Genomic DNA, 16,018 nt, shown 5'->3' with positions numbered 1-16,018 from the left:
TCTGGCTTCTGAATCCAGAAGGACTGAATTCTTACGGTTTTATTTAGCTAATTTCCCGATTAGACTACCACCTTTAGTAGCAACACCTTTAGCAACCTCAATGGCAATTCCACTGTAAGTTTCAGTAGCTTTATTAATTTGAATTAAAACAGAAACGCCACCACCAGCCGCTAAACCTGTAGCTAAGAATGGCGCAATTATACCAATTGTAAATAGGAAGAACATTGGCTGATAAGATTTAGATTCAGCGACTAATTGCCCGGCGAAACCAACTATGATATTGAAGCAGAGCTTGCCAAAACCTACACTGAAATATCCTACTAACCAACTGTAAATTGATTTAGCTCCGTAAGGTAGCAGAGAACCACCAACAGCTACAGGCCCCAACAGTGCTGTTACAAGCATAGTCAGTTCAATTCCCCATTGATAAGCCCCATTCATCCCGACTAAAATTATCGTAACTATATCAGTAACAGCAGACCCAACAAAAGCATTAATGGGAGACAACATTAAATCGATTCCATTTGCTTTTCCATCTTTCACATCATTAAAAGCATCGATAGCGCCATCAACCGCATCTATAAACCAAGAAAAAGCTCCATTATTTTTGTTAAACTTATCTGGATATTTTTTGGTTAAATCTTCTTTAGCTTGAGCCAAACAGTTAATTTGTTCTTGTTGACTTAAAGATGAATTCCTACATTTATTTACAGCAATACCAATAGCGCTACGTGCTGCTTCAGTTCCCAATGCACTTTCAAATGCTTGCTTGAGGTCAATTCCTGCCGCCGCTTCGCTAAGAACTATATTATTTACATTATTAATATAGTTTCTAATCCCCAAAGTTGACTTTCCTAGTACATCCCCCTTATTACTGAGCAAAAGAACTACTATTAACGGCCAAATAAAGTCTGTATAAGCTCTTTGTTCTTCCCCCGCCATCATTTTTTTTGTCCATTCAACGACGAAGAAAGTTAGTGTTGCTACAGCAAATAAAGCTCCGACTGTACAAATTGCTGAATAAACACCACCTGTAATAGTTTCGTTCCAAAGCTCATCAAATCCTTGAGCTATTGAAGCTGCATTTTCTTTTGCTAAATCAGCTAAATCACCACCATCTAGTTTGGCTAGTAAAAACATGATTTGAATCCTTGCTCAATACAGTAATTTTGTCAGACATTTGAACGCTAGTTGATTGTTTGTGTAGGAAGGAAAAGCTCTTGTAACTTTACCTCCTACTGTGTTTCTATACCCTTTTAATCAGTCAGCAGAAGTAGGATCTAGCCGTGCATTAAGTACCACTTCATGCACTAAAGACAATCTGCCATCTTCTTCGGAGTTCTCCTTTTGCCTTTGGGAATCAAGATGCTCCGCTACTTGCGTTAGCATCAAGTTAGAGTAAGCATTGTCCTGTCGGGCTAATAAAGAATCAGTACGCTGGTGTGCCAACATTGACACAATTAAGCCGTTCTGAGACGCGATCGCTTTGAGAACATTCTGAGAAGCGTCCATATTCTGCGCCTCATCAGCAATACCTTTTGCAAGTTTAGCGATTTGTGCAGTAGTATCAATTTTTTCTTGAGTTTGCTGCTGTCCTTTTTTTCCAATCACGCTGGCAATCGAGCCAAGCGTCAATTCACGCTCTAGCTTCTGTGCTTTTTCTTGGGCGACAGGATAAGAATAATCATCCTTGAGCGTATTTTTCAATTGTTCAGCCGAAGCAATTGGGTCAGGCGCACCCAATTGTCCAATAGAACTATCAATTGCCGCATTAGCATTTTCTTTGATGTCACCCCAAGCACTGTTAATCTCACCCTTAGCCCAGGCTTGAATTTCCGAAAATTCTCCTTGAAGATCCGATACGATAGAACTAAAAAAATCGTTGATGCTGATGCCATAGCTAGGTGCAGCAATAAAGAAACTGCCAACTGTAGCAGAAAGTATTACCCCAATTGTCCGCTTTTTCATTTAAGCTACCTGTCTTGTATGTGATTTTGAAAGTAAATTCTTCGCTAATTCTGATAACTCTTCCCCCCGAATCATTCTGATATAATCCTCACTAAATTTGACTAACCCAAGCAGAGGATTATCTTGATAGTGTTTGAGAAACAAACTGCGTAATTCTTGCTCGTTGGGATTATTAGCAACTGAGGCTAATAAACAGTAAGCAGGATAATAGCGGCAGAAAGTAAGCTTGCCATTATCATCAAGCAGCCACTGAGAGTAAATCCCCTCCTTTTTTGGATAAAAAGCTTCCGTACTATTGACCCTGATGATCTCGGTAGGATATTTAAAGCGAACAATGAACGGGTCAACGGCTGATGATTGAATCCTGCCTACTAAACGTGTGGTGATATTGGCAAATATCTTCTGTGCAGATGCACTCTGATATATAGTCTCTGGTTCTTGGGCAGAGATGATGACGCGGATACCAGACTTAGCACCATTAGCACACAATCGCCCAATCAGGTCAGCGATCGCATCGAATTGGAATAAAATTGGTGCTTCATCAAGGAAGAATATCGAAGCTTTTGATGATAATGCGCGACGTAATGCAGCAGCATAAGCACTAAGAGCGAGTATGGCAGCATCAGCTTCACTCGATAAATTACGTAAAGCGAATACTAACAATTTGGCATTAGTTCTAAAACTGGATGGGCGTGATATTGATTGTCCTATCCTGGTACTCAACCAATAATTTATTCTCAGCCTGATTTGCTGTAAAGCTTCGGAAATTTCTTGACTCTTACTAGCAATAGAATCTAATTGTATGAAAGCTGGAGAACAAAAATTATAAAAATCTTTGAGTGTCGGAGTCTCGTTCCATTCTTTAGTCCCAAATCCATTTTGTATTGCTGATTTGTAGCGTGATTTAATTTCATCATCATTAAAAAATGTTTTCAAACTCAGAGCAATGATTGACTCAATATTGGTGGTAATCGTTGGGCTGACACCAATCATGCTCGTCCCCATCACCATTGTCATTAGCACTGATTTGAGAAATTCCTTAAAATCGTTCAGTCGCTCATTTCTCAGTTCTGCATCCAGAGAGCGTAAATCAGGAAGTTCAAAAAGATTGTTTGATTCTTTGGAGATGTCAAAGTATGCCCCATCTTCACCCAGCAGATTGGTGTAGTCGGTGAAAGTGGATGTCCCGTCTGGCTTGGGATAGTCTAGTGCCACTACCGGAATATCTTGTGCAAGTGCCGGGGTAAGAATACCTGCCACCAACACAGATTTACCTGAACGAGTTGCGCCGAAGACTGCCAAATTCTTGTGGTTTTGGTACAAGTCTAGATATACTGGTGTGCCGCCTTCTTCTGCGATTAACTCAAAGCCAGTGCGATCGCCTGTGGCAGTCCTAATCAACGGCATCAGCCCTGGTGCTTCCGAACTAAAATATGGCAGTCGGCGGTTAAAAGGCTTGGTTAACAACGGCTCCCAAACAAATGGGCAACACTGCAACCATGTCTTCCAGGCGTATTCAATCTCCCGGTCAACTACCGCCGGACGCAAGAAATAGCTGGCAAGATATCGGCAAGCTTCGTCTAATTCCCGTGGGGTTGGGCGGTGGACGAGAAAAGCAACTGCGGTATGCACTACTACACTACCTTTATATATTGTCTTCTGCGCCTCTACCGCTTCTTCAATATTCATGCCTGATTTGACATCAATATTTCCTTTCTCTGTAGATAAAGAAGTGCTGGTAATTGATTGCTTGGTAATGCGTTGAAGATTTGTTTTAGAGATAGTTTGATTTGCCTTTGTTACCTGACAAATAACCTCGGTATCATAAATACTATCTCTAGAAATTAACTCCCACAGATATCGCAATTGAGCTTGCTCGTCATACCACCCCCCTGGCTTTTGGCTGAAGTTGAGCGCCCCAATATATTTATTTTGTAGTTTTACCCATTTTCTATCGAAAAATGGCACAGACTCCTCATTCTCTAACATCTGGTGGCGGATGTGAAAATCGCTCGTCTGAGTTTCTACTATTCCATCTATTGGGTCAATTTTTAATGGATTAGGGATTGCCGGAGGAGTAGAGTAATTAAGCTGTTGCCAAATTGTTGACCAAATTTCTTCAGCACTTAAAACCCTAATCCCCAACTTCATCTTGTTGCCCAGGATAGCTGACCACTGTAAAAATCCATCGTTAAATGAATTTTGCAGAATATTTTCAATTCTAGTATTGTTATGGGCGTGAATTTCACCTGTAAAGCGAAACCAGCCCTTTTCTAATTTTCTAATCAGAGATTCTATAAAATCCTTAGACCGTTCATCGTCATCAATAACAGTGTAAGTACACCATAGTCTCAAAAACTTATTCTTTCTAGCTCCACTTTGCGTTAGTTTTTTAGTCCTTAATCTTTCACTACGTATTAACAATTTTAATTGGTCAATCTGACAATTACTCTCTAGCTTCGACAGTTCTTGTTGTCGGTGATAATCCGAGGTAAAAGAACCTAAATGTATTGTTAAGTTTTCCCCTTCGGGAATTTCTTTTAGCCCCGCTTCTATCCCCTCAAACATAGGCAGCATTTGCGATGATTCTAAATTCGGATGAATCCCTAAACAATCAAAGCAGAATTTGATTTGAATATTTTCACCTTTTTTGAGAATTAATGCGCCTACGCCCTGCCTACCTCCTAAGTTGAGGTCACAAATGCCCGCTAAATGGATAATATCTTCAAAGGGAGTGAGCATTTTCACAACACTAATCTGCTCGTTTTCTAATGCGACTTTACCTAATTTATCTTTCGCCTGATTAGAAGATTTTGGCATAACTTTACCAATCACTGAAATTTCACTAGAACTTAGAACTTATTTTTCTTCCGACTTCCGACTTCTGTTGTATTGATTGAAATCTCATATATCCCCTACTAATCCGAGGGACGCTGACAAATTTACCGAAAAAGTCTTTATTTGTAGAAATTGTCCACCATGTTGCCCATCCCCAAGCAATACTTAATCCTGTACCCAACCAACTTGTTTTCAGTAGATAATTAAAGAGAAATACATTGACTATTGCTATTAATGTCCAGGCAAATATTTGGTCAGCAGGGAATGGCCCTAGCCTTGGTCTTTCTCCTAAAATCCTATTTACTGTCCGAAAATCATGTTTATCTGACATATTTATTGATTTAATAAAAAGTTATCAGCTATTAATGCAAATACGTATTTATCAATAACTGATAACTGAAAAAGCTTTTTTACTGAACAATCAAGCCAGTAATTAAATCTCCAACAAAAACTGCCATAACTATGATTAATGGAGTTCTTGCTAGTGTCTGCCAGTCTTCATCATTCCGTGCAGATTGAATAATCCGAACTAGACTGATCCCAACATATAATAGGAATAAAGCTCTCAATACATTGAAAAAAAGCGCGATAACTGCTGCTGTTTGTCCATTGCCGGCATTACCAAAAGTGGTGGTCATCCAAGTTTGAGCATTATTGAAGAACTGAGCATTAGCTGGAGCCGCCGCAAAATCAATTAGGCAAATTACTGCTAACAGCGCAAACAACACAGCATAGAGATTAACTCCATACTTTCGTTGTACTTTATCGAAGTTAGTAAATAATGCTTGTGACTGTTTCGGCAAGGCAATGACGATGGCAGACGCAATCATAAATCCACCCATCAATATATTGTGGACGGACATCTCTGCTATCATCAACACACCAGTCACACCCATGAGTGTGAGTGTGCCTTTTTTCGCCCTGTCATTCTTAGAATCAGGTAAAAGTGTTCCTATTGGTGAAGCAGCAAAATCTGGGTATCCGTAGTCAGTACGCATCTGCTTTCGTTCTCCTGAACGATATCTTGAGGGATAGGCACATTCTTGAATAAGTCAACCCCAAAATCCACGTACTCTGGTACGGAAAAAAACAGAACTGTAGTACTGTATAAACATTTCTAACAGCAATAATCTACGTAGATAAAAATCTCTTTCTTGTATTATCAGTCTTTGTGCTTGATATAATCACATCCTTAATCATTAATTAGTATAAATATTTGTGCAAACTCTTCAGTAAGTATCAAATAGGGGGGATTGACTATTGACTATTTTTATGATATAAAACATTTAGGTTAGCTTTAACAAAGTTTGGGGGTTTAAGTTAAGAGCCTAATTAAAATCCCCGTTACAAAACTGTACTTCCGACTTCCGACTTCCGACTTGTTTAAGTATCCCTACTCTCCATAAATTGAACTTTACCTTCGATACCTCACCATGTTTTGCATCATCACTAAAAACTGTTAAAACTTGAGTGCATGTATAGAACAAATATGTATAATACTTGCAGCTTGTAATTCAGCATTTGTTAGAAGTAGATATTTGGTCAAGCAAGGAAATTGGGAATTAATTTTCAGTCAGGAGTCAGAATTCAGGAGTCAGGAGCCAGAATGTTGCAGAAGAGTGAATTCTTTTCAATCAATAGAAGAGTTATACGCTCATTGCTTTTAAATTCTGGCTTCTGACTTCTGGGTGCTGAATTCTTACAATTTTCATAATCATTTGTTGGAGTATTTATGAGTACAATAAAAATATTTACAGCACTTGTTTCAATAGGTGTAGCACTATGCTTAGGAGCTTGCCAGTCTGAAAGAGACTTGGTTGCTCAGGCAGAGAATGACTTAAAACCGGCTTATGCGGCGGCAACTGATGAGCAAAGCCAAAAAGATAAGGAAGTACAGGAGCAAATAAGGCAATATGTAGAAGAGACACCTAACTTATATAGAATAACTTGGAAGGTATGCGGAGATTATAGAAGTCGTCTGCGGGATGGAGTAAGATGTAGCGAAACTAAAATTCCCAAAACTAAAGGATATGTTGATCCCGTTTACGTCTGGGCAGCTAATGGGGTGCAGTTTGTTAATAAGCAACACTTTGTTAATAGCTATTGGGCTACAGGATTGTTTGTCAAGTCTAAAGGATGCTTGAACTCAGGTAAGCCAGGACAAGAGCAATTTTATAATGTAAAAAATTTCACCAGAGATAAAACGAATCCTGTTCCTACCGCAGCAAACGTGAAGATTGAACCTCTGTCAAAGCAGGAAAAACAAACAGTAGTAGAATTTGCCTTCAAGGACGCAGAAGTAGAAAATTATGCGCTGAAAAATTTTGGTGTGTCAGCAACCACAGGATTAATACCCACTGGGAAAACTTGCTTAACATTAGACGAATGGAAGAAGACGCAATCGTAAACATCAGGCACAGTCGCTTCCTTGGATCGCAGTTCAGTCGCGGCAACTTCCTCCATCTCCACCACAACCAACTAATTGGTTGATCGGCATCGCAATTTGCCGACCATTGGTCGGCAAAAACTTAATTATGATTCTGAAAAACTAATCCTTTATATGAGCCAAGATCAAGGGTGTTAAAAGGAGCGGGAATTTGCAGACCACCATGCCAAACGATGTCTGTGCCTTCCCTTATGCCCTCTGTATTACTGTACTTATTGTAATTTAAAGTACTTTACTTTACGCAATTATAGTTACTGTAAGCATCGCTATGCAGTAAAATTTCCTGCATTATACTCATCTAGGTAAATAGGCTAAATGAACCTAACATAAGCTTATTTGTTTACCTAGACAAGTATCATGATACAGCACGGGGATTTCGTTCGATGTTAAAGTTGTATTTTTAACTGTATAATTTACGACCTCATAAACTAACTCGCAATCAGCTAAAGTCCCTTCAGCCATCAGGGAGCATCTTGGCGTTCACCCTGAAAATTGATTCAGGACAAGTTCGGAATCAATTGCAGAACAGTTTGAGTTTTTGGCACGCAAGTTTTACCCATTTCTTGAAGAATTTTTTATAAGCAATCACACCACTCTCAAAAATAAACTAAAAATGACTCTATAGTTTTATGGCGTGATAGCGATTAAAAAACGGGCTATTCCGATAAGCTTGATTTGGCATGAAAGCAAGGCATTAATCAAGCGATCGCAACTTTGGATAAAGAAAATGGACATAATAACAAAAATAGAAGAAGGACATGGACACAAATCCATATAAATTCTACTCAGATGCCAACTTTTCTCTGACTCCAGGGATTTCTTACGCTTGGTTGCGATCGCTTGCCGCCCTTAGCATCGCTATTACCAAAACCTTTTTCTTGCATATAGGCATAGGGTTTGAGCAGTTTAGTTTTACTTTATGCTATTTTTTGGAAGTTTTTGGAACGTAAACTTGGACATCCATTTTTGGAAGGTAAAGCTGGACAACCTGTCCAAAATCTTCTTCAAGTCACACAAACCTACACCTGTAATATTTGTGTAGTTAACTGTTAAGAGTATGCTCTTTAATTTTTTATATCACTTATTAACTATAAAGCCATTTTTAGTTTATTTTTTTCACCTATCTTTAGGTTTTTCAATATAGGGGCATTGGCTATAGCCCAATGGCATGAAGAAAGGTAGTGGCTAGGTAAACTGGGACGAAGAGTGATTGAGTCAACCGATCGCTCATCATGATAAAGGTGATTATTGCTTGTGCAGCACGAGCGATGGCAGTCCCAAATGGCAATCGGCTTTTTATCCTGTGCGCTTAAATGGCAGGGTAATAGTACAGCATTAGTACACCGTTCTGGCTACAGGTGACGGGGGTATTCTGTTGCTGACCGAAGAGGCAGAGGGGCAGTTCTTGCTGGGAGCAGGGGGAGCAATAGAAAGCCCCGTTCGCGCAGCGTCTCCAAGAGTTGCCGTGAAGCGGAGCGGAACATGGGTATCAAGCCCCGCCCTTCCTCTCTCGTTCTCGATTGGTCGGAGTACAAGATCCGTTACTACTTCCCCCCAGCTAATAGCTCCCCGCTCCCCTGCCTCTTTTGACAAACTGCCACAATTTTCACTTTGTCCGTGAACAGGGAAAGGGAAAGGGAAACGGTAGAGAAACTAGTACACATTGCAGTACAGTTCCACACTTTTTTCACCGAAATAAATCCTGGGACGGGAGCATCGGCGATAATGATTAACTATCGGGGGTTCGGGGCTGTGAAAATTGACCGTCACGGAAAGGCAAAAGTTTTGTCGCCGGAAGAAATCCAGCGTCTATTCACTTCGGGATTAACCACAGAGCGAGACAGAACCCTAATAGGCGTGATGCTGTACACGGGTTGCCGCGTCAATGAAGCAGTTACCCTAAAAATTAAAGATGTTTATAACAGCAAGGGACGGATCAGAGCAGAGCTGATCATCCGTAAAGGGAATACAAAGGGAAAGTTAGCTACCCGCAGCATTCCGATTTTGTCAGAACTAAGGAACTTCTTAGCTACTTACAAACCGACAAACTCCCGTGACGGTTTTTTGTTTCCTGGTAGATGGGGGCGCGGTCACTTGCACTCAGAATATGCAAGCCTAATCTTCCGAGAAGCTTGCGAACGTGCGGACATCGAAGGAGCAAGCACACACAGTTGCCGCAGAACCGCACTTACTTTCATGAGCAATGCCGGAATTCCATTGCGGGTCATCCAAGAAATTAGCGGACATCGCAACTTAGAGCAACTGCAAAATTATCTGGAGGTGGAACCATCCCAAGTCCGGGGTGCGATCGCGGCGTTATCGATGCTATCACCGCCATCAATGAGCAGCAGCAATCAAGACATGCAAAATGCGGATAACACGAGGTTATCATCGGAGTGATAGATCAGGAAATACCTATTAGTTGATCTAGACAGGAGTTATGCCAGATAAAGACTATAAGAATTTTCCCAAAAAGTCATTGACAATTCCATCGGCAACACCTCAAGCGATCGCCAATGATAAAAATGAGGCACAGATTGCTCTTTATTTACGTAACTCAGTCGCGGCGTAGGCTTTATCCCTCCATCGGCAACACCTCTTCATTCAGCAAGGCATAAAATTCCGGGACTTGATCCTCGACAAGTCGCAGTTCATCAGGAGCGATCGCCTCAAGTTCCAGCACGGTATCCCAGCGCAAATCTTCAACCCATCGCTTAAGGATGCCCTTAATCGCGTCCACCCCCTGCTTGATACCAGAGCGAAGTATTTCTACGCAGTGGAGTAGCGTAACGCGATCGGTCGGAGGCGACTCAAATTCGGTAGTATCCTCCCCTTGGCAATGGGAGTTCCCTATAGCATCAGGGGGGGGTGTGGATACGGGCTGCTGATTAGGGCTTACACTATACGCAGCAGGGTTTTGAGCAGCGTAATAGGTTCGATTTTCTTTTTGATTACGCTTTTCCACGCGATGAGCAATCACCTGGAGAGCAAATTCTAATTCCTCTTTAGATAAAGAAAAAAGTTTCACCTGTTGACCGCGCTTGCCCTGCTTGCGGAAAGTCAGCTTTAGCCCCAGCTGTTCTACTAAAGTGGCCAGCAACCAAATAGGTTTACAGTCTAGGGGAATAGTAAACCCAAGAATTGCTTTGACGTGAGCAGCACAATGTATAGCGATCTCCGTCATCTTGAGTAAGGTGGGGTCATCGGCAGTAACTTCATCACCCTTCATTAAAGAAGCGAGAATTTGATGCAGCCCCAGGTTAAATCTAGCCAGCCACCGTGCGGAATAATTGCCCCAGTCGATGCACAAAGGTAGATTGTCGCGCTCGGTGCGGTCTTTTTGGGTGACAATTGTTGGTGGGGTAGGATAAATTTGCCCAGTTTTGGGGTCAGTAAACGATTCTTCGGGTGGGGCTAAAATGGCCTCAAGTCCAGCAATTGCTCTAATTAAGCGACCACCTTTATCCATTTCTACGAGTGATTCGGTTACTTCGATGCCGTAAGAATCAGAAATGCGGAATTTTTCGCATTCAAAAATTTCATTAGGGTCAAGGTAATCTTTGCTCTGACGGGCACGGTACTCGCTCAAAGTAATATTCTTAGCCTTGGCAACAGCCGAATTGTGGGCACGATCCAAAGCTTGTGCTGCTGCTTTAAGACTTTCAAGGGATTGAGGATCTGAGTCGCTTCCTACACATATAAATGTATTGCCCATTTCGGTGAGGAGCGATCGCAAATCATCACGCAGATTATTGAGAGAATAGTGGCGGTTAGCCATAATTTGGCAGTAAGCCTCAAGCGCCCAATCTTTCTCGGCTCCGCGTTTGCCTGTTTGACGGTCAATCCGCAACAGAAAAGCGGTCATTTCATTGGTTTGGAGGAGGCGCTCTTTAATCTTGGCAGCGTTAGTATCTTGGTAGCCAAATGGGGGGCGCGGGGCCACCCAAATATGAAACGGGACTTTTGGACGATAACGGTACAGTTGTTGGGCACATTCGGTAGCAGTTTGGGAAACGCCGTGAAACACACCAAATACTAAGTCAAAATGATACTGAGAAATATCGACACCAGTACCGAGACTGGGAGAGGTGAACAAGGCATCAAAGTTTTTGACGGCGTTGGTGATATCTTTGATGAAAGCGACATTCTCATCACTGCCAGAATTATCGGAATGGACAGACCAAATGCGCCATTTTTGTGGTGTATGTGATTTTTCGGAGTTAGATTCTTCGCACTTGATAGTAAAGGATTTGTCGAGTTTTTTGATGAAACGCTTACTGTCACTTGCAACCATAACTTTCTCACCAAGCATCAGCGCTGCCGAGATTTGGGCGACTAGGGCGCTCTCATTATCCCCCTCGTACCAATAAATTGTGCGCTCCCCGTTTCGCCATTCGTTTTTAATAATGTAAGGTACTTCACCTTTTGGTCGCATTGCAAGAAAGAAGTTTACAGTCAGGTCATCCATGTGTGCATCAGCGATGACGACCAGTGGCGCATTGTATACTATATATTCCAGGACTTCTAGGATTGCTGCACGGTGCTGTTTGCAAGTATTACTGTGTAGTAAGTGGGTGAGGTATTGGCAAGCTTCATCTATAAATATGCAGCCGTAGGTGAGAGACTGAGTATTCAGCTTATGCAAGCTGTCAATAGTAATGGAGAGAGCTGGAGCCTGGGCTAAACCTGTGTAACCCAAGTCGGAGTACATCGCCGTCCGCAAGCGTTCGGCAAGATTTTTCAGCAAATTTACGCGATGTCCATTGTTGAGGAAGCGTGCGTTAGGATTTTGGTCACGCCACCAGCGCATGAGTTCAGTTTTGCCTGTACCCATGTCGCTCCACAGTACAACCAGTCCTGATTTTGGGAAATTGAAGGTAGGGGATTTCTTCGATTTGGATGAATGAACTCCGCCAGAATCCGTAGACTCCTTGTTTGGAGGATGTCCTTTTATAGATGGCGTGAAAAGTTGTTCCTTTTCAAGATCATAAAGCTCAGGCACTCTCAAGCATTTTTCTTCAAGTTCAGGAATGCACAAAGCCTCAGAGAGATACAATACATTAACAGTGACATCCGGCTGGTACTTGCTTAACCCCCATTTTTTAGCCCGATACGAGCGCTTGTAATCTTTGAGTGATTTGGCATCATCTATAATTGCAGTTAGCAGGGCATTCGCATTAACACCGCGACTAACTACAAAATCATCAACGCCTTTTTCTGGCCCCGGCAGTAATGCAACTTCACAAAAGCAACCAGCAGACTCGATTGCTTTTGCAGTGCGAACAGTAGCTTGAAATACCAACCACCTGGTTTTAGCTTTTGTCTCGTGGTCAAAAAGAATTATGAACTTGCGCCCCGCCTGAGCCATTGGTACTAAGTCAGGATGCAACCGTTCATCAAAATCTTGTTGGCCCACGCGCCCGTTCCAAATTCCAGGAAGTGCGATCGCTACAAACCCCAACGAAAGCAAGCAAGCAGCCTTTTTTTCGCCTTCGCATAAGATAATTGGAATCTCTGGGTGTTGCTTTATCCACTCCCAAAATATTAGCGGATTGAGTTTATCCAACAGGCGCAGCGCTAAAAGTGAATGATAGCGCTTAATTAAATAACGCTTTGCAACTTTGTCCCAGATGGGGTTAGCGACATCGAAGTAGGTAACACGGTTGGGAGTTTTGGGTGGCGACTCGTATTTGACGGGTTTCCCTTTTTGCCAATCAATGCGGGGGAAGTTTGGCTTAATCCGTCCCCAGTCCATTGGTTGCCAGTTTTTGAACGGGTCAAGAGATTGAATCCATGTTCCCCCCAGCAATAGATGCTGATATTGCCTTATGTATGCATCCGTGACTCGACCTGCATTTTTTCGAGGGATTTTGTTGGAGATAAACAGGTAGTCATAAATTGTTTCTCCCTCGATGTGGAAGAAGTTGCGCTCAATCAATGCAGGATGAATGGCGCTACCAGTTCGCAACTCATGGTGTTCAGCAGCCGTGAGATTGTTTGGGTATTCAGTTGTCGCACTACTCATCGGTTCTCCCCTTGGAATTCCTTGGAGAGAGATGGGTTTAAAGTCATGTCAGTGTTCAAACTTTCCCCACTTGCCAACACGATGCCCAAAAGCAACGCTCTTGAAATCAGCAGCAACAAATCTATTGCTCTAGTAGTTAGCCAAGTTCCCTTGGCTGGGTAAAGAGAAACGGGTAAAGGGGAAAGGTATTTTATCCCTTTCCCTTTTAACTTTTCCCCAATCCTCACCCAGCATTTTTGAGTTGGTAGACGACTAGGCAGGATATTCCTGAAATTACCCGACGCTACAGCACAAAGTTGCCATGCAAAAGCTGCACTCAACCCCATACGCTCTACTACTGCGCTCTTGGGTTTGCTATTTTTCACAATATTTTCCCCTGATAACTCGGTTTACAAGCTTCAGAGGGGGTTGTTGCGCTGCTAAGGATTTTTAACTACGAAATTCGGGTTTTTCTTAATCAAACTTAATATCTTGCCCCTTTGAGAAATTTCAACAGCCAAAAATGCCACATAAAACTGGTGCGTTTCGTGTGGCTTCTCGTATAATATGAGAAGCAGCGCGGATTAAATCTCTTCTGACCGTCAGTGGATAAAAGCGGCCAAACTTTCCATACCACTGCTTCGGTTCTCGTGAGATAACCCCGCTCTGAAATTATTCTGTTTTTGGTACTGGGCAAAGCGTCACTAATTAATGACTCTTTGTCCTTTAAATTTTTGGTGCTGTTGTATATCTTCCTCCATTTCCTGTTCGTTTTTATATTACAGAACTTTTGGTCGTCTGGTGTAATAGCGTCGTTTTGATTTTTACTTTTAGACCTCCATATTTATTAACGATTGTTTTAGTTAGGGGTAATCAGAGGTTTGGTGACACTCTATGTAGGGTAGATTACCCTGCGGTAAAAGCTTTTGTTCAAGACGCATTTGCTAATTTTGGGAAAGCATGGGATATACGTACTAATCCTTGCGGATCTTTCATGATATATTTTTTTATTACTGGTTGAAGAGTAAAACTGATTTCTTTTGTAAATGGGTCTTTATTAGTTTCAATCAACGATTGTCTTTCAAGTTTTTCTAATGCATTTATTAATTCTGAAGTTGATACTAATGCTTGGTGTTTCTGATTTAGATCGTTGATTATTTCAACGAATTTAATAGGTTTAAAATCTGAAGCTACTTTATCTGCTAAATAAATCATAATTTGCTTCTGAGTCTCATTCAATACTTGACCAAATGCTTCATCAAGCATTGCTTGAAGCTCATTGCTAAAAAATGTAGTTTTGTGTTGGAAGAATATTTTTGTACTACCACTAAAGAAGTGGTTAATTCGATCCGCTACTGTTTTAAGTTCTAAAGGATTACCACGATAGGTGTTGATTAACTCGCTGCATTTTTGCGTATCAGTCAATCCTTGAGTAGCCAAAAAATGCATTGCGGTATCTGCGTCTAACCCTTCAACTCTAACCCACTGGATGTGCCGTTTAGCACTTAGTAGACTATCAAATTCATCAGGTAAAACTCTACTAGTTAACAGTAAGCGGCTTTGATGTTGTTCTTCTACCAAGCGACGAAAGAATATTCTGTAATCTAGCCTCTGCTCGAAGTTATTTTTCTGGAATAATGCATCAAATTCATCTAATACCAGCAAACATCTGCGCGATTTTAATTGCTTAACCAGTTTTGTAATCATTGTCTGAGTGGTTTCTGGCAAGCTTGAGGATGTTTCTGAAGGTTGGATTAGTTGCATTAGTTCGGCTACTAAGTCCTGAACTTTCGGTGCATAGGCAACTGATTTCCAAATTAAACAATCAAAATCAGATGGAGACTCTATACTAAGCTCTGTTAACAGTTTTGCTGCTAATGCACTTTTACCAACTCCCGCCACACCTATTAATGATACACAGCGTTGCTTTATTATTAATTCTTTTAAATGGATTAGTTCCTGTGTCCGTCCATAAAAATTAGATAAGTCAGGTAATTCGCCTCGAATGCCTTGTACAAGGTCATTAGGAGGAAGTACTTGCTCGTTGTTTAGTCCAAATGGAACAGAATATTTTTTGGTGGCTTGTTCTAAGAAATATCGTAGGTTCCTCTTTCCCACCCGTTCTTCATTTCCAATAGTTTCAGAGAGTAGATCCCATAACTGAGGAGCTAAACGCCGTTGCAAATAATTAGCACTATACGGGGAGTTCTCTGCTATCTCCACGAACTCACTGTTATCCCACCCTCCTCTCATAATTCTAATCTCTGCATCAGATAGGGGTTTACCCCTTTTTGCAAACACTAGATTATTCACTACGATCAAAGCTTCTTCAAAAGTTACTGTTTCTGAAATTCTCTGCTCTAGAGGCTCCTCTGCTGTTGTAACAGGGGAAGAGGGGGAAATCTCTGAAAACCTTAGTCCTTGCTCCGCACTGAAATCCATATTTGTACTTTATCCTATCGGTTTAGTAAAGTCCTCCCAAGGGGCGTTTAATTATAGTCAATGGTAGAGGTGTGTTAGATTAGACTTAATAATACTAGCTTTTTGTGCTTATATTTGCTTGATTTGAAGAAAGTAACATACAAATATCTAATAGGTTACTTAAAACTGTAAATGCATCAAATAGTTTATTTTCTGTTAAATCAATGGGATTGTTCTACTCAAAACTTAGAATAAAATAGTTCCATAATATACAAAATAAATGCTGATTACTGAGCAATATTTACTGTAATAGTCTTTTTAGTACAGTATTAGAGCAATAA

At 41.2% G+C, this 16,018-nt stretch carries 13 protein-coding genes; 4 read left to right on the top strand and 9 right to left on the bottom strand.

What is annotated here, in order from left to right; genetic code table 11:
* Positions 1-39 precede the first annotated feature (39 nt).
* From NLP_RS31460 to NLP_RS31440, 5 genes are all read right to left on the bottom strand, one after another.
* Entirely contained in the window at positions 40-1,140 is a 1,101-nt protein-coding gene (locus tag NLP_RS31460; RefSeq protein WP_104910132.1) for a hypothetical protein, read from the bottom strand.
* A 120-nt stretch (positions 1,141-1,260) separates the two neighbouring features.
* Positions 1,261-1,968, bottom strand: a complete 708-nt coding sequence (locus tag NLP_RS31455) for a hypothetical protein (RefSeq protein WP_104910131.1) — start codon at positions 1,966-1,968, stop codon at positions 1,261-1,263.
* Positions 1,969-4,788, bottom strand: a complete 2,820-nt coding sequence (locus tag NLP_RS31450; RefSeq protein ID WP_104910183.1) for a hypothetical protein — start codon at positions 4,786-4,788, stop codon at positions 1,969-1,971.
* Positions 4,789-4,813: 25 nt separating this feature from the next.
* Positions 4,814-5,137: a hypothetical protein gene (locus NLP_RS31445; RefSeq protein ID WP_104910130.1), complete on the bottom strand. Its 324-nt coding sequence runs from the start codon at positions 5,135-5,137 to the stop codon at positions 4,814-4,816.
* Positions 5,138-5,216: 79 nt separating this feature from the next.
* A complete protein-coding gene (locus tag NLP_RS31440) occupies positions 5,217-5,804 on the bottom strand; it encodes a hypothetical protein (RefSeq protein ID WP_104910129.1) in 588 nt (195 codons plus the stop codon).
* Positions 5,805-6,538: 734 nt separating this feature from the next.
* Here NLP_RS31440 and NLP_RS31435 point away from each other — a divergent pair.
* Positions 6,539-7,213 carry a hypothetical protein gene (locus NLP_RS31435; RefSeq protein ID WP_104910128.1) on the top strand — a complete coding sequence of 225 codons (675 nt, stop codon included), beginning with the start codon at positions 6,539-6,541 and terminating at the stop codon, positions 7,211-7,213.
* Positions 7,214-8,010: 797 nt separating this feature from the next.
* Positions 8,011-8,202, top strand: coding sequence for a hypothetical protein (locus NLP_RS33880; RefSeq protein WP_158680627.1), 192 nt, complete (start codon positions 8,011-8,013; stop codon positions 8,200-8,202).
* Positions 8,203-8,405: 203 nt separating this feature from the next.
* Here NLP_RS33880 and NLP_RS35730 read toward each other — a convergent pair whose 3' ends face one another.
* A complete protein-coding gene (locus NLP_RS35730) occupies positions 8,406-8,540 on the bottom strand; it encodes a hypothetical protein (RefSeq protein ID WP_267894960.1) in 135 nt (44 codons plus the stop codon).
* Positions 8,541-9,004: 464 nt separating this feature from the next.
* On the opposite strand from NLP_RS35730, the gene NLP_RS31430 reads away from it, so the two are divergent.
* Positions 9,005-9,652, top strand: coding sequence for a tyrosine-type recombinase/integrase (locus NLP_RS31430; RefSeq protein ID WP_104910182.1), 648 nt, complete (start codon positions 9,005-9,007; stop codon positions 9,650-9,652).
* 40 nt (positions 9,653-9,692) lie between these two features.
* Positions 9,693-9,824 carry a hypothetical protein gene (locus NLP_RS35725; RefSeq protein ID WP_267894959.1) on the top strand — a complete coding sequence of 44 codons (132 nt, stop codon included), beginning with the start codon at positions 9,693-9,695 and terminating at the stop codon, positions 9,822-9,824.
* A gap of 3 nt (positions 9,825-9,827) precedes the next feature.
* On the opposite strand, the gene NLP_RS31425 is transcribed toward NLP_RS35725, so the two are convergent.
* The 3 genes from NLP_RS31425 to NLP_RS31415 all read right to left on the bottom strand — a co-directional run bounded on the left by NLP_RS31425 (position 9,828) and on the right by NLP_RS31415 (position 15,698).
* Positions 9,828-13,277 (bottom strand): plasmid replication protein, CyRepA1 family, encoded by a 3,450-nt coding sequence (locus tag NLP_RS31425; RefSeq protein WP_104910127.1) that lies wholly within the window; start codon positions 13,275-13,277, stop codon positions 9,828-9,830.
* Positions 13,274-13,642 carry a hypothetical protein gene (locus NLP_RS31420; RefSeq protein WP_104910126.1) on the bottom strand — a complete coding sequence of 123 codons (369 nt, stop codon included), beginning with the start codon at positions 13,640-13,642 and terminating at the stop codon, positions 13,274-13,276. The genes NLP_RS31425 and NLP_RS31420 overlap by 4 nt, the downstream gene beginning before the upstream one ends.
* A 544-nt stretch (positions 13,643-14,186) precedes the next feature.
* Positions 14,187-15,698 (bottom strand): NB-ARC domain-containing protein, encoded by a 1,512-nt coding sequence (locus NLP_RS31415; RefSeq protein WP_104910125.1) that lies wholly within the window; start codon positions 15,696-15,698, stop codon positions 14,187-14,189.
* Between the last annotated feature and the right edge of the window lie 320 nt (positions 15,699-16,018).

Source organism: Nostoc sp. 'Lobaria pulmonaria (5183) cyanobiont' (assembly GCF_002949795.1).
Taxonomy (GTDB): domain Bacteria; phylum Cyanobacteriota; class Cyanobacteriia; order Cyanobacteriales; family Nostocaceae; genus Nostoc.
The sequence above is the reverse complement of the archived record's forward strand: the minus strand, read 5'-3'. Positions and strand labels throughout refer to the sequence as shown.

Excerpts from the sequence above, each read along its gene's own strand:
- NLP_RS31460 (WP_104910132.1), bottom strand. The coding sequence starts at position 1,140 with ATGTTTTTACTAGCCAAACTAGATGGTGGTGATTTAGCTGATTTAGCA.
- NLP_RS31455 (WP_104910131.1), bottom strand. The coding sequence starts at position 1,968 with ATGAAAAAGCGGACAATTGGGGTAATACTTTCTGCTACAGTTGGCAGT.
- NLP_RS31450 (WP_104910183.1), bottom strand. The coding sequence starts at position 4,788 with ATGCCAAAATCTTCTAATCAGGCGAAAGATAAATTAGGTAAAGTCGCA.
- NLP_RS31445 (WP_104910130.1), bottom strand. The coding sequence starts at position 5,137 with ATGTCAGATAAACATGATTTTCGGACAGTAAATAGGATTTTAGGAGAA.
- NLP_RS31440 (WP_104910129.1), bottom strand. The coding sequence starts at position 5,804 with ATGCGTACTGACTACGGATACCCAGATTTTGCTGCTTCACCAATAGGA.
- NLP_RS31435 (WP_104910128.1), top strand. The coding sequence starts at position 6,539 with ATGAGTACAATAAAAATATTTACAGCACTTGTTTCAATAGGTGTAGCA.
- NLP_RS33880 (WP_158680627.1), top strand. The coding sequence starts at position 8,011 with ATGGACACAAATCCATATAAATTCTACTCAGATGCCAACTTTTCTCTG.
- NLP_RS35725 (WP_267894959.1), top strand. The coding sequence starts at position 9,693 with ATGCCAGATAAAGACTATAAGAATTTTCCCAAAAAGTCATTGACAATT.
- NLP_RS31425 (WP_104910127.1), bottom strand. The coding sequence starts at position 13,277 with ATGAGTAGTGCGACAACTGAATACCCAAACAATCTCACGGCTGCTGAA.
- NLP_RS31415 (WP_104910125.1), bottom strand. The coding sequence starts at position 15,698 with ATGGATTTCAGTGCGGAGCAAGGACTAAGGTTTTCAGAGATTTCCCCC.